12 protein-coding genes are annotated in these 13,499 nt (G+C 71.3%); 6 read left to right on the forward strand and 6 right to left on the reverse strand.

Annotated features, from left to right (window positions below; all coding sequences use genetic code 11):
* Positions 1-112 precede the first annotated feature (112 nt).
* Positions 113-1,837: an acid phosphatase gene (gene acpA / locus QMK61_RS08695; protein ID WP_302071799.1), complete on the reverse strand. Its 1,725-nt coding sequence runs from the start codon at positions 1,835-1,837 to the stop codon at positions 113-115.
* A gap of 122 nt (positions 1,838-1,959) precedes the next feature.
* On the reverse strand, positions 1,960-2,454 hold the full coding sequence (locus QMK61_RS08700; RefSeq protein WP_302071800.1) for an Lrp/AsnC family transcriptional regulator: 495 nt from the start codon (positions 2,452-2,454) through the stop codon (positions 1,960-1,962).
* 127 nt (positions 2,455-2,581) lie between these two features.
* On the opposite strand from QMK61_RS08700, the gene QMK61_RS08705 reads away from it, so the two are divergent.
* Positions 2,582-3,505 (forward strand): EamA family transporter, encoded by a 924-nt coding sequence (locus QMK61_RS08705; RefSeq protein ID WP_302071801.1) that lies wholly within the window; start codon positions 2,582-2,584, stop codon positions 3,503-3,505.
* Positions 3,506-3,537: 32 nt separating this feature from the next.
* The gene (locus QMK61_RS08710) at positions 3,538-4,230 is read left to right on the forward strand and encodes a glutathione S-transferase family protein (protein ID WP_302071802.1); all 693 of its coding nucleotides are present in this window, start codon (positions 3,538-3,540) and stop codon (positions 4,228-4,230) included.
* Positions 4,231-4,434: 204 nt separating this feature from the next.
* Here QMK61_RS08710 and ubiE read toward each other — a convergent pair whose 3' ends face one another.
* Entirely contained in the window at positions 4,435-5,184 is a 750-nt protein-coding gene (ubiE, locus tag QMK61_RS08715) for a bifunctional demethylmenaquinone methyltransferase/2-methoxy-6-polyprenyl-1,4-benzoquinol methylase UbiE (RefSeq protein ID WP_302071803.1), read from the reverse strand.
* Positions 5,185-5,318: 134 nt separating this feature from the next.
* Here ubiE and QMK61_RS08720 point away from each other — a divergent pair, with 134 nt between their 5' ends.
* The 4 genes from QMK61_RS08720 to QMK61_RS08735 are packed head-to-tail and all read left to right on the forward strand — an operon-like array spanning position 5,319 to position 8,447.
* Positions 5,319-5,852: a DsrE family protein gene (locus QMK61_RS08720; protein WP_302071804.1), complete on the forward strand. Its 534-nt coding sequence runs from the start codon at positions 5,319-5,321 to the stop codon at positions 5,850-5,852.
* Between the two features lie 11 nt (positions 5,853-5,863).
* Positions 5,864-6,814 carry a substrate-binding domain-containing protein gene (locus QMK61_RS08725; RefSeq protein ID WP_302071805.1) on the forward strand — a complete coding sequence of 317 codons (951 nt, stop codon included), beginning with the start codon at positions 5,864-5,866 and terminating at the stop codon, positions 6,812-6,814.
* Positions 6,811-7,467 (forward strand): c-type cytochrome, encoded by a 657-nt coding sequence (locus QMK61_RS08730; RefSeq protein ID WP_302071806.1) that lies wholly within the window; start codon positions 6,811-6,813, stop codon positions 7,465-7,467. The genes QMK61_RS08725 and QMK61_RS08730 overlap by 4 nt, the downstream gene beginning before the upstream one ends.
* Complete coding sequence (locus tag QMK61_RS08735; protein ID WP_302071807.1) at positions 7,464-8,447, forward strand: c-type cytochrome; 984 nt, start codon at positions 7,464-7,466, stop codon at positions 8,445-8,447. Before QMK61_RS08730 ends, QMK61_RS08735 begins: the two co-directional genes overlap by 4 nt.
* A 187-nt stretch (positions 8,448-8,634) precedes the next feature.
* Here QMK61_RS08735 and plsB read toward each other — a convergent pair whose 3' ends face one another.
* The 3 genes from plsB to QMK61_RS08750 form a co-directional block, all read right to left on the reverse strand.
* Positions 8,635-11,244 (reverse strand): glycerol-3-phosphate 1-O-acyltransferase PlsB, encoded by a 2,610-nt coding sequence (gene plsB, locus QMK61_RS08740; protein ID WP_302071913.1) that lies wholly within the window; start codon positions 11,242-11,244, stop codon positions 8,635-8,637.
* A 34-nt stretch (positions 11,245-11,278) separates the two neighbouring features.
* Positions 11,279-12,289 (reverse strand): hypothetical protein, encoded by a 1,011-nt coding sequence (locus QMK61_RS08745; RefSeq protein WP_302071808.1) that lies wholly within the window; start codon positions 12,287-12,289, stop codon positions 11,279-11,281.
* A 275-nt stretch (positions 12,290-12,564) separates the two neighbouring features.
* A complete protein-coding gene (locus QMK61_RS08750) occupies positions 12,565-13,458 on the reverse strand; it encodes an HAD family acid phosphatase (protein ID WP_302071809.1) in 894 nt (297 codons plus the stop codon).
* Between the last annotated feature and the right edge of the window lie 41 nt (positions 13,459-13,499).

A 13,499-nucleotide genomic window follows, 5' to 3' on the forward strand; every position in this document is an offset into this window, starting at 1 on the left:
CGGGAAAAGCCTTACCCCTCCCCGGCCCTCCCCTGCAGGCAGGGGAGGGAGATGTCCGGCCGGTGGCGGGGTGGACGCCTCCCCCTGCTTGCAGGGGGAGGTCGGGAGGGGGTCAGGCGCCGAACTGCAGCGTCTCGGTGAGGTCGCCCGGCGCCTTGCCGCCGGCGGCGACCATCGCCTTGTCGCGCATCACGATGCCGGGCAGCGGTTCCAGCCCGAAGCGGCGGTTGAGGAAGCGCTGGATCGAGCCGGTGTCGTAGATCGTGTGCTCCACGTGCCCGCGTTTGGCGTGCGGCGACACGACCAGCGCGGGGATGCGCGTGCCCGGCCCCCAGCGGTCGCCCCTGGGCGGTGCCACGTGGTCCCACCAGCCGCCGTTCTCGTCCACGGTGATGACGACCAGGGTCTGCGGCCACAGCGGGCTTTTCCGCAGGGCATCGACCACCTGGGTGATGTGGCGGTCGCCCGCCTCCACGTCGGAATAGCCGGCGTGCAGGTTGAGGTCGCCCTGCGGCTTGTAGAAGGTCACCGCGGGCAGCGTGCCGGCGGCGATGTCGGCGAGCAGGCGGTTGGTGTTCGCGGTTTCGCCGGTGCCGCCGTCGCGCAGGTGCTGCGTGCGCGCCGCGGTGCCGGGCGCGAACGACTTGAAGTAGTTGAATGGCTGGTGGTGCACCTGGAAGTTGGGGCTTGGCGGGAACTCGGCGCTGAGGCCCTCGTCGCCGTGGCCGTCCAGCGCCATCTGCCAGCCGCCGGCGTACCACGCCCAGTCGATGCCCTTGGCGCTGAGCCGGTCGCCGATGGTGGCGTGCTCCTGCGGCGGCAGCGTGCCGTAGTCGTTGGGATCGGCCAGCGCCGGGTTGGCCGGGTCGCGGGTGAAGGCCGGCGCGTAGGCCGGGCCCATCGTGTTCACCGCCCAGAAGTCCGGCGTGAGCGCGCTGGGGCCGGCGGCCTTGGGGCGGCCCTGCATCGCGCTGGCGGGCGAATCCCCGGCCAGCTTCAGCACGATGCCGGCAGGGTCGTCGCCCTCCAGCCGCGCGATCTGGAATTTCGCCGGGCCCTGGTCGGCGTGCGGGTAGAACGGCGGCTGCGCGGCCACCAGGTACTGGTGGTTGAGGAAGGAGCCGCCGAAGGCGCCCATGAAGAAGTTGTCGCAGAGGGTGTACTGCTGCGCCAGCCGCCACAGGCGCAGGTTGCCGGCGCTGTCGCCGTAGTGGCCCATCACCAGCGCGCCGCTGTCGCCCCAGGCGACGAAGCCGTCGTTCCGGCCGCCGTTGATCTGTCGCTGGTTCTCGTAGAAGCGGTGCCACAGGTCGCGCGTGACCACGCCGTGCGGCAGCGGCGTGCCGTCCGGCGCGGCCAGTGCGAACGGCGCGTTGGGCAGGCCGGTGATGGCGTCCTCGCCGATCTGCCAGGTGCGGTGGTTCACCACCTGCTCGTGCGGCACCAGTCCACGCCAGATCGGCGGCAGCGTGGCCAGCGGCGTGCCATCGCGGTCGAGCTGGCGGTACTGCTCGGGCTTCAGCGCGGAGAGCGGGCTCTGCAACCCGGGGAAGTCGGCGAACAGGTTGTTGAAGCTGCGGTTCTCGGCGTAGATCACCACCACGTGGCGGATGTGCTCGCGCAGCGCGGCGTCGAACGCGGCCTCGTCGCGCGGCGTGGCGGCGGAGGCAGCCGCGGAGGCGGCGGTCTTGCCCGTCGCGTCCTGCCGCTGGCAACCGCCGGCGGCCAGCGCGGCGCCGGCCAGCGCCATGCCGCCGAGCAGGCGCCGGCGCGCGGGGTCCGCGGGAGCCTCGGTGGCGTGAGTGGCGTCGGTGGTGGGCGGCTTTTTCTCGGTCATGGCGGGCGTCGATGGCGAAGGGCGGGCCGGCAGTATGTGCGGAGGCGACGGACCGGCGCGTCCGGCAAAAGTACCGGATGCGCGCGGCGCCTGCATGCCACGCAGGCGCCGCGCACCGGCATTCAATCGTGCGACAGCGCGCGCGCCGCGTCCCACATCGCGCGGGTGATCGGGCGCCGGGTGTGCGGCGACTGCAGCACCACCAGGGTGGTCGTGCTGACGCTGGGATGGATCTTCAGCAGCCGGTCGAGCACGCTTTCCAGGTGCGCGATGGACATCGCCACCACGTGCAGCAGGGCGGAGTCCTCGCCGGCCAGGCGGCGGCAGTCGAGCACCTCGTGGATGTCCGCCACGTGCTGGCCGATGCGGGCGCAGATGCCGCCGTCGCAGCGCAGCCGCACCATCGCGTCGATGGCGTAGCCCAGCCGCTTCGGCTCCACCACCGCGCGGTAGCCGGCGATGACGCCGGCCTCCTCCAGCCGCTTCACGCGCTCGGCCACCGCCGGCGCGGACAGCCGCACCGTGCGTCCCAGCTCGGCGTAGCCCAGGCGCGCGTCGTGCTGCAGGGCCTCCAGGATCTGCCAGTCCTTGTGGTCCAGTTCGGGTTTCGAAACCAAGGTCGGAATCCTCGGGCGATGTTTCGATCGACGGCGAAACCGCGCGTCGGCATGTCGATCCATTATTCCGCGGCCCTCGGGCCAAGACTAGGATGCGCACGTCCCCCACCCAGCGGAATCCACCTGCATGAGTCCCACCGAGCGCCTCGACGGCGGCGCGCTGCTCGCCATTGCCGTCGCCCTGCTCACCTGGTCGTCGGCCTACGCCGCGATCGCCTACGCGCTGCCTTCGTTCACCCCGGGCGAGGTGGCGCTGGCGCGGCTGCTGATCGCCTCGCTGTGCTTCGCGGCGCTGCTGGCGATCCGGCGCGTGCCGCTGCCGGCATGGCGCGACTGGCCGCGGCTGGCGCTGCTCGGCGTGGTCGGCCTGACCGTCTACCACGTCTGCCTGAACTACGCGGAAACGCGCATCGCCAGCGGCACCGCGGCGATCATCATCTCGCTGGTGCCGGCCGCCACCGCGGCGGTGTCGGCGCTGTGGCTGCGCGAGCGGCTGGGCCTGCGCACCTGGGTCGGGCTGGGCGTGGCGCTGGCCGGCACGGTCATGGTGGTGCTGGCCAGCGGCCAGCGCGTGGAGGCCGATCCGAAGGCGCTGCTGGTGCTGGTCTGCGTGCTCGCCTCGGCGGTCTACTTCGTGGGACAGAAGCCGCTGTTCGCACGCCATGGCACGCTCGTCGTCACCGCCTGCACCTTCTTCGCCGGCACCCTGGCCACGCTGCCGTTCGGCTGGCGGCTGCCGTGGGCGCTGGCCGCGGCGCCGTGGCCGCATGCCGCCGCGCTGCTGTGGCTGGGCATCGCGCCCAGCTTCGTGGGCTACCTGGCGTGGAATCTCGCGGTGCACCGCGCCAGCGCGTCGCGGGTATCCAGCTTCATCTACCTGTCGCCGCCGATCGCCATCGCGATCGGCTGGCTGTGGCTGCACGAGATTCCCGGCGTCGTGGTGCTGGCGGGCGGCGCCATCGTGATCGGCGGCGTGGTGCTGGCGAACGCGCGGCGGCGTACCGTGGCGCCGGCGGCGGTGCAGGCTGCCGGGGCGTGCAAGACGCCGTGAGCACGATCCATCCATCGAGAAGGGGAACCAGGATGTACGAGCTTCATATCGCCAACAAGAACTACTCCTCGTGGTCGCTGCGGCCCTGGGTGCTGATGCGCGCGCTGGACATCCCGTTCGCCGAGACGCTGGTGCCGTTCGCCGGCGGCGCGGGCGCGAGCTGGGACGCGTTCCGGGCGTTCTCGCCCACCGGCAAGGTGCCGTGCCTGCGCGACGGCGACGTCACGGTGTGGGACTCGCTGGCGATCGCCGAATACCTCGCCGAGCGCCATCCCGGCGCATGGCCGGCCGCCGCCGCCGCGCGCGCCTGGGCGCGCTGCGCGGCGGCGGAGATGCACTCGGGCTTCCCCGCGCTGCGCAGCGTGTGCACGATGAACTGCGGCGTGCGCGTGCGCGTCGACGCGCCGGACGCGGCTCTGCGCAAGGACATCGCCCGCCTCGGCGAGCTGTGGAACGAGGGACTGGCGCGCTTCGGCGGCCCGTTCCTGGCCGGCACCGCGTTCACCGCGGTGGATGCGTTCTACGCGCCGGTGGCGTTCCGCATCCAGAGCTACGGCCTGGTGCTGGACGAAGCGTCGATGGCCTACGCGCAACGCCTGCTCGACCTGCCCGCGATGTGCGAGTGGTACGCCGCCGCGCTGGCCGAGTCCTGGCGCGACCCGGAGCACGAGGACGAGGCACGGCGCGCGGGCGTATGGCTGGAGGATTTGCGTCGCTCCGCATAGGCGCAGGGCCTTTCTCCCTCTCCCCTCCGGGGAGAGGGCCGGGGTGAGGGGGCAACCTCGCGAGAGTTCTGCACCGGAGCGCGCCTTCGCTGTGCGCTTCCGCGAGCACCCGCCCCTCACCTCAATCCTCTCCCCGGAGGGGAGAGGAGGCCATCGCGCCGGGCGGGTTCGTACCTTCGTGCTTTGCGGCGGACCTGCGGGTGGCTAGAGCTTGTACGCCCTGTGCATGGCCACGATGCCGTGGCTGAGGTTGCGCACCTCCACCCGCCCGAAGCCGGCGCGCTCCATCATCCCTTTCAGCGTCTCCTGGTCGGGATGCTTGCGGATCGACTCGGCCAGGTATTGGTAGCTGTCGGCGTCGCCGGCGAACAGGCGGCCCAGCCTCGGCAGCACCTTGAACGAGTGGAAGTCGTAGAGCTTGCCGAACAGCTCGCTCTGCACGCGCGAGAACTCCAGCACCAGCGCGCGGCCGCCGGGCTTGAGCACGCGGCAGATGTCGGCCAGCGCCTTGTCCTTGTCGGTGACGTTGCGCAGGCCGAAGGCCATGGTCACCGCATCGAACGAGTTGTCCGGGAACGGCAGGCATTCGGCGTTGAGCTGGGCCCAGCGCAGGCCGCCGACCAGGCCGCGGTCGGTGAGCCGGTCGCGGCCCACGCCGAGCATGGCGGCGTTGATGTCGCCCACCACCACCTCGCCATCCTCGCCCACCACCGGCTTGAGCAGGGCAGCGATGTCGCCGGTGCCGCCGGCGAGGTCCAGCACGCGGTCGCCCTTGCGCACGCCGCTCACCGCCACGAAGTGGCGCTTCCACAGGCGGTGGATGCCGAACGACATCAGGTCGTTCATCAGGTCGTAGTTGCGCGCGACCGAGGTGAACACCTGGCCGACCAGCTTCTGTTTCTCGGCGACGGGCACGTCGCGGAAGCCGAAATGGGTGGTTTGCTGCTCGCTCATGGGGCGCATGCTACAGGATCGGCGAGGGGGATAAGGCGTTCTTATGCGCCGTATACGGAACATGAAGTGGCCTTATCGGTGCCGCGGGCGTAGCGTTGCGCCCACGTCACGAACCTTCACCGGAGGAAGCCCGTATGAACCGTCCCATTCCCCTCCTCGTCGGCGCGCTCGGCCTGCTGCTGGGCGCTGCCGCCGCCGCGGCGCCGGCGCAGGCGATCACCGCCGCGGGCAACTTCCACCCGCTGCCGCACGCGGCCTTCCAGCCCGACCGCAATGCCACCTACAAGGTGGTGTTCGGCATGACCAAGCCGGGCAAGCCGGACCAGGTCAATCCCGCGCTGGAACGCGTGGCCCGCACGGTGAACCTGTACGCCGCGGCCGGCGTGCCGCTGGACCACCTGAAGTTCGTCGCCATCGCCTACGGGCCGGCCACCGCGCTGGTGCTGGACGACGCGCACTACCGCGCGAAGTTCGGCACGGCCAATCCCAACCTGCCGGTGATCGCGCAGCTGCGCAAGGCCGGCGTCACCGTGGCGGTGTGCGGGCAGGCGGTGGCCGAGAACCACTTCCAGGACGACTGGGTGGCGAAGGACGTGGACGTGGCGCTGTCCGCGCTCACCACCATCACCGAACTGGAACAGCAGGGCTACGCCCTGATGCCGCTGTGAGGGGGCGGACGATGGCGAGGCATGCCGCTCCCCGCTGGCGCCGCGCGCTGCTGGCCGGCGTGCTGGCCGCCGCCTGCGCCGGCGCGTCCGCCGGCCAGGCCGATTACCTGCCGCCGTGGAACCCGCCGCCCGCCGGCGGCGAGCACTTCAGCGTGCCGCCGGTGGACGCGATCGCCGACCTGCACGGCGACGTGGTCGATCCGCAGCTCACCGTGTTCTTCGCCGGCAACCAGTTCATGGTGGTGCACGACCTGGTGGCGGCGTTCAAGCAGGCCTATCCGCAGTACACGCGCATCTACGTCGAGACGCTGCCGCCGGGGATCCTGGCGAAGCAGATCGAGACGGGTTCGCTGGTGATGGGCAACCTGCGCATCGCGCTGAAGCCGGACATCTACACCGCCGGCAAGGGCGCCATCGCCGCGCGGCAGAAGGAGCACCACTGGTTCGCCGCCACCGCCGACTACGCGCGCAACCCGCTGGCGATCCTGGTCGCCAGGGGCAACCCGAAGCACGTCGAAGGACTGCAGGACCTGGCCCGGCCCGAGGTGCGCGTAAGCATGCCCAACCCTGCATGGGAAGGCATTGCGAAGCAGATCGAGGCCAGCTACCGCAAGGCCGGCGGCGAGGCGCTGGACCACGCCGTGATGGTGACCAAGGTCAAGGACGGCAGCACCTTCCTCACCCACATCCACCACCGCCAGTCACCGCTGCGCGTGCTGCAGGGCGAGTCCGACGCGGCCCCGGTATGGGCCACCGAGGCGTATTTCCAGCAGCATATCCTGCACCACCCGGTGGAGACGGTGGCGATTCCCGCGGCGCAGAACGCGGTGGCCACCTACACCGCCGCGCGCATGAAGGACGCGCCGCACCCGCAGGCGGCGAAGGATTTCTTCGCCTTCATGCAGTCGCCCGCCGCGCAGGCGGTATACCGCAAGTACGGCTTCCAGCCGCCGCGGCCATGAAGGCGGCGCCGTGGATCGCCGGCCTCGCCGGACTGCTGCTCGCCGGCGCCGCGTCGGCCGGCACGCCCGACGGCGCGACCATCGCGCGCCAGGGCAACGGCCGCGGCGTGGCGCCGTGCGCGGCCTGCCACAACGCCGACGGCGGCGGCCAGCCGGCGGCGGGCTTCCCGCGCCTGGCGGGCTTGCCGTCGGCCTACCTGCTCAAGCAGCTCGACGACTTCGCCCATGGCACGCGCCGCAACGCCACCATGCAGCCGGTGGCGGCGGGATTGAGCCAAGACGAGCGCGCCGCACTGGCGGCGTACTACAGCAAGCTGCCGGTGCCGGCCATGTCGACAACACCGGTGACGGATCCACGGCAGGAAGCGCTGGGCGAACGGCTCGCCACGCGTGGGCGCTGGTCGCACGGCCTGCCGGGGTGCGGGCAATGCCACGGACCCGGTGGCGTCGGCGTGGGCGGGCACTTCCCGCCGCTGGCCGGGCAATCGGCCGTCTATATCGCCAACCAGTTGCACGCCTGGCAGAAGGGCATGCGCCGCAACGATCCGCTGCAGCTGATGCAGGCGGTGGCCGGCAAGCTCGACGAGGCCGACATCGCGGCGGTCAGTGCGTGGTACGCCGCGCAGCCCGTCGCGGGAGGACAGCAGCCATGACGCCCGTCTTCGCGAAACCCGGCCGGCAACTGGCCGCCGCATCCGTGCTGCTCATGCTGCTGGCCGGTTGCGGCCGCGACGGACAGCCGGCTCCGCCCGCGGCGCCGGTCTCGGCGGCAAGCGCCGCCGCATCGGCGTCGTCGTCTACCCGGCAGGCAAAGGCCGCGCCCAAGGCGATCGCTTTCACGCCGCCGCCGGACTCCGCCATTCCTGACGACGACTTCGGCAAGCAGGTGGAACTGGGCCGGAAGATCTTCCTCGAGCCGGACAAGTATGCCGCCGCCTGGGTGGGCAACCACCTGAGCTGCGAGAACTGCCACCTCGACGCCGGCCGGCTGGCGAACGCCGCGCCGATGTGGGGCGCGTGGCCGATGTATCCCGCGTACCGCAGCAAGAACCGCCACGTGAACACCTTCGCCGAGCGCCTGCAGGGCTGCTTCCGCTTCAGCATGAACGGCAAGGCGCCGCCGGCCGGCGACCCGGTGCTGGTGGCGCTGGAAAGCTACGCCTACTGGCTGTCGCAGGGTGCGCCGGTGGGCAAGGCGTTGCCCGGGCGCGGCTATCCGAAGCTGCCCCGGCCGGCGCAGGCGCCCGATTACGCGCGCGGCGAGACGGTGTTCAAGCGCGACTGCGCGCTATGCCACGGCGCCGATGGCCAGGGTCAGCGGGTGGCTGGTCGCACGGTGTTTCCGCCGCTGTGGGGGCCGGGTTCGTTCAACTGGGGCGCGGGCATGCACCAGGTGAACAACGCGGCGGGCTTCATCAAGGCCAACATGCCGCTGGGCCGGGGCGATACGCTGAGCGACCAGGACGCCTGGGACGTGGCGTACTTCATGGACGCCCACGAGCGCCCGCAGGACCCGCGCTACGAAGGCTCGGTGCAGGCCACGCGCGCGAAATACCACGACACGCCGCAGTCGCTGTACGGCACCGTGGTGAACGGCACGCTGCTGGGGCAAGGCACGGGCACGGCGCGCTGAGCCGGGCGCTTCCGAGTGCATCCCTCTCCCACTCGTGGGAGAGGGTGGCGGCAGCCGGGAGAGGTGCGGGCGGAGCGGGGCGTGGCGGCGTTGCCGCGCCCTCTCCCCAATTCCTCTTCCTCGCTCCTCAAAGCAGGGCCATCCATGGCCCTTCCCCGCGTCCGCAAGCGGGAGAGGGGCTTCAGAGTCAGTGCCTGCGCTCGGCGTCGGCGGCGTGTTCCTGCCGCTCGGCCTCCACGTGCCGCTCGTGCAGTTCCGTGCCGGTGGCTTCGGGCTCGGCGGCGGATGCCGCGGGTCGCGGCGATTCCCGCTCTTCGCCGCCGGTGATCTTGAGGATGGAGTGGCGCATCTCGCGCGCCAGGATCACCCGTGCGTCGCGCACCATGTCCTCCAGCGCGCTGTCGTAGTCGAGCTTGCCGTCGTCGTCGGTCCACATCACGCCGCGCTCGCGCAGCTTCTGGATGAAGCCGCGGAACAGCGCCTTGTCGAAGAACTCGGGCGCGGTCTGCTCGCTGAGCAGGCTGAGCCGCTGCGCGGTGAGCGTGCAGGCCTTCTCCAGCTCGGCCGCGGTGATTGCGTGCGGGCCGTGCTTGGCCAATGCGGCGATGGCAATGTAGTAGCGCTCGAAGGCCTGGATCAGGCTGCGTGCGATCACCTTGAGTCGGAACGCGGCGTCGTCCTGCCCGGGACCGCGCTCCAGCACGCGGCCCTCGCTGGCGGTTTCCAGCAGGCCGCGGCGCACGAAGAAGTCGATGGTGGCCTGCAGCTGCGCGGCGAAGCCGTCCTCGTCCCAGGGCAGGAACAGCTCGCCCTGGATGAACGGGTAGATGATCCGGCCCAGGCGCAGGATCGAGGCCCGCGTCATGCGCCGGTTGTTGAGGAAGCAGCAGGCCACCCAGGCCGCGGTGGCGACCAGGTGCAGCACGTTGTTGCGGAAATAGCTGAGCAGCACCGCAGGCTCGTCGTCGGCCACCAGCACGTCGCCCAGCGGGTGCGCCACGCGGCGGATCCAGCCCATCTGCTCGCCGTAGGCGACGATCGCGGCCGGGTCCATCGGGGTCAGGGTGACGCGGTCGGAGTACGGCAGCTCCTCCAGCAGGGCCTTGGTCAGCTCCAACTGCGCCAGCAGGTCGTTCTCGGCCATCGCGTGCTTGGGCGTGGCCAGCAGGGCCAGCGCCAGCAGGTTGATGGGGTTCACGTCGGCGGCGCGGTTGATGTTGACCTGGATCTTCTCGGCCAGGCGGTCGACCACGCCGTTCAGCCATTCCGGCCTGGCGTCGGGATCCCCGCTGACGCTGCGCCAGTCGGCGGCGGCCTCGTCCAGCAGCGGGTTCAGCTCGATCGGCTCGCCGAAGTTCAGCGCCACGTGGCCGTAGCGCTGGCGCAGCACCTTCAGGCCCTTCAGCAGGCCGAGCAGGGATTCCTTCTCCTTCGGCTTGCCGGACAGCTCGCCGGCATAGCTCTTGCCCTCCATCAGCTTCTCGTAACCGATGTAGACGGGCTGGAACAGCACCGGACGGCGCGGCGCGCGCAGGAAGGCGCGCACGGTCATCACCAGCATGCCGGCGCGCGGCGCCAGCAGGCGGCCGGTGCGCGAGCGGCCCCCCTCGATGAAATACTCCATCGGCACGCCGCGGTCGATCAGCTGGGCCACGTACTCGTTGAAGATCACCGAGTACAGCGCGTTGCCCTTGAAGGTGCGGCGCAGGAAGAACGCGCCGCCGCGGCGCAGGAACGGGCCGATCAGCGGCAGGTTGAGGTTCACGCCCGCCGCGATGTGCGGCGGCACCACGCCCGACATGTGCAGCTGGTAGCTCATCAGCAGGTAGTCGGCGTGGCTGCGGTGGCTGGGCACGTAGACCACTTCGTGGCCGGGCGCGACGGCGCGGGCCTTGTCGAAGTGGTGCATGGTGATGCCGTCGTACAGCTTGTTCCAGAAGTTGCTGAGCAGCAGCGATGCCGAGCGCACCACCGGGTGCGAGTAGTCGGCGGCGATCTCCAGCATGAGCTTGTGCGCGTTGCGCCAGGCCCTGGCGTGGCTGATCTTCTCCTTCGCCGCGGTGGCGGCGATGGCGGCGCGCACCGGCTCGGCGTTGAGCACCGAATCGACCACGGTGCGCCGGTGCGAGAGGTCGGGCCCGATCACCGCCGCGCGGATGCGCCGGAAGTGGGTGCGCAGTACGCGCGCGATCTTGCGCGCGAAGCGCTCCGGGCGTACGTCGCCGCCCTCGTCCAGCACCGCGCGCAGCGAGACCGGGGCGGAGAAGTGCACCACCGTGTCGCGCCCGTTCAGCAGCACCGCCAGCAGGCGGCGGAAACGGCCCACCACGACCCAGTTCTCGGAAAACAGCACGCTGAACCAGCCGGATTCGCGGCCCGGGGCGCGGCCCACGTAGATCGACACCGGCACGATCTGGATGTCGCGCTCCGGGTCGGCCTCCAGCGCGCGGGCCAGCTGGCCCAGCGGCTCGTTCGGCGAACGGTGGCGGTTGCGCCCGAGCAGGCGGCCGTCGCGGCGGGCCAGCGCGAACACCGAGCGGCGCCGGCGCGTGCCGGCCAGCGGCTGCATCGGGCTGGGCAGGCCGGCCTCGCGGCAGGCGCGCTCCAGGATCAGCGCGTCGGAGAAGCCGTCGCGCTCGATCACGTAGCACACCGGCGCGCCGGCCTTGAGCAGGCCGGCCGGCTCGGCCGGCTCGCGGCGGATGCGCACCCACGGCTCCAGCAGGTATCCGGCGGCCCGGAACCACCAGGGCGTGCGGCTGCGCGCGGGGCTGTCCGCGGTCATCATGTTCGGCATCGGCATCGGCGCATTGTACCGGCAGGGCCGGGGATCAGTGCTGCGCCGGCGCCTTGGCCGGCGCCCGCACGCTGCCGGCGCTCGCCGGCGCGGCGGCGCTGCTGCCTGCGGCGGGCGCGATGCTGGCGGCATGCGCGGGAGCGGCCGCACTGGCCGCGGCGGCGGCCCGGCTCTGCTGCGCCCGTTCGTGCGCCTGGCGCACGCTCCGCACCAGCGCCGCGTCGTACCAACGGCCATGGTCCAGCATCATCTGCGCGTCGGCGGTCAGCGGCTTGCCGAGCAGGGTGTAGGCGATCTGCACGTGGGCCTGGCCATGTTCCACCGAGACCGTGGTGGCCTTCACCGAATCCAGCGTGTCGTCGATCGACAGGCCGTAGATCGCCAGCAGCTTCTTCAGTCCGCCGAAGGCTTCGCCGTACTTCTTCATGGCGTCGTCGAAGCCCAGGGTGCGCAGTTCGTCGGGGGTCTTCAGGTCGAGCTGGCGGGCGGTGGCCACCAGCGCGTCGACGGCCTGCCGGGCCTTGTCCTGGTCGAACCACGGGGCCTGCTGCGCCCACGGCAGCAGGGTGGCCAGCACGTCGTTGGCCTGCTTCTTCTGTCCCTCGCTGAGGGTCTTGGACTGGGCGATGGCGGTGCCGGCGATGGCCTGGCCGATGCCGATCATCACCGGCATCTGGTCCTTGTACTGCTTTTCCATCTGCTGGAGCTTGGGCTTCAGTTCGGCGTACAGGGTCTTCTCCGCGTCCGGCGCGGTGAGTTGCCGCATGGCCTGTTCGAAGCGGGCGCGGTCGGCCGGGCTGATCGGCCGGTCCGCCGGGCGGAGCTCGCTCCAGTCGGCGCGCATGGTGGCGTAGTCCGCCGGCGGCAGCGCGTGCTTCCAGAAGCCGTTGAAGTCGCCGTCACGGATCAGCTGGGCCGATTCCTGCACGGCGGCTTCCGGCGTGCTGCCGCCGGAGGTCTCGGCGGCGTTCTGGTGGTGGCAGGCGGCCAGCGCCAGCGCGGCGGCGAACGGCAACAGGAAGCGGTGCAGGGCAGGGAATCGCATGGGAGATCTCGCGGCAGGGGGCGCCTGGGGCGCCGGCGGGATGTGGCACCCGGACGGGTGCGATGACGGGCGGAGGGTAAGGGCGGCGGCGCCCAAAGAAAACCCCACGGGCAGGCTTGCCGCGCGGGGTTCATGCCGGCAGTGCCGGAAGGGAAATGGCCTTGCCTGCGACGCCGGAGGGCGGTGGGCAGGATCGGCGGGGGAGATGTTACCCAGTTGTAAAATCTAAGGCAATACTTTATGTGTTGGGTCGAAGTTCAATGTTTTCAAAGGATTTATTGATAACGGAGTGCGTCAATGGTACGCCGGCGGCGCTCCTCGCGCGGCGCGCGCCAGTCGTTGCCGAACAGGGCCGGTTGCCAGGCGCCGTAGGTGGGGTTGGGCAGCACGAACCAGCGGCGGCCGATCCATTCCATGTAGGGTGCCGCGGCCTCGGCGCGGGCGGCGTCGGTGTTGGCGACGGCGCTGACGAAATCGCCGAGCTGGTCGCCGAACTGCATCAGCACGCGGTACTTGCGGCTGATCAGCTGGCGCCGGCAGCTCTTCTCGGTGCCGTCCTGCTCGCAGCCCGGCACGAAGGTGCCCAGGCCGAGGAAGGCGTCCGGCCCCGACACCGGGAAACCCGCCTTGCGCAGGTTGGCCAGGGTGGCCTGGTCCAGGCTCTGGTCGCGGTTGGAGATGTAGATCACCGCGATGCCGTGGCTGGCCGCGAACTGCGTGAACGCCACCGCGCCGGGCAGGGCGCGGGCGCGTTCCTCCTTGCACCAGGCCGCCCAGTCGGCCTCGTTGTATTCGCCGCCGCTGCGGACCAGGCGCGCCTGGTAGGGCGAGTTGTCCAGCACGGTCTCGTCGATGTCCAGCACCACGGCCGGCTTCAGGCCGCGTGCCGGGGCCACGCGGTCGGCGGCGGGCAGCGCGTCCCAGGCGGGATCGCGCAGCGCGGCGAGCAGCTGCGCCTGGGCCGAGCGGTAGGTCTCGAGGTAGATCAGGTCGTGCTCGATCGCGGTCTGCGCCCAGGCCACCGCGTTCAGGTTGTCGTCGGCCGGGACGGCGGGGACCTGCGCGGCCGGCGGCGGCAGGGCGGTCGGCGCGGCCGGTCCATGGGAAACGCTGGCGCAGCCGGCCAGCAGCAGGAAGGCGCCCAGCAGCGCCGGGAGGGATCGGGACATGGTTCTTCGATGTCTGGCTATCGCGGGGCCGGAGTGTACGA

Source organism: Fulvimonas sp. R45, from assembly GCF_030504985.1.
In the GTDB taxonomy this organism is placed as follows: Bacteria; Pseudomonadota; Gammaproteobacteria; order Xanthomonadales; family Rhodanobacteraceae; genus Rhodanobacter_A.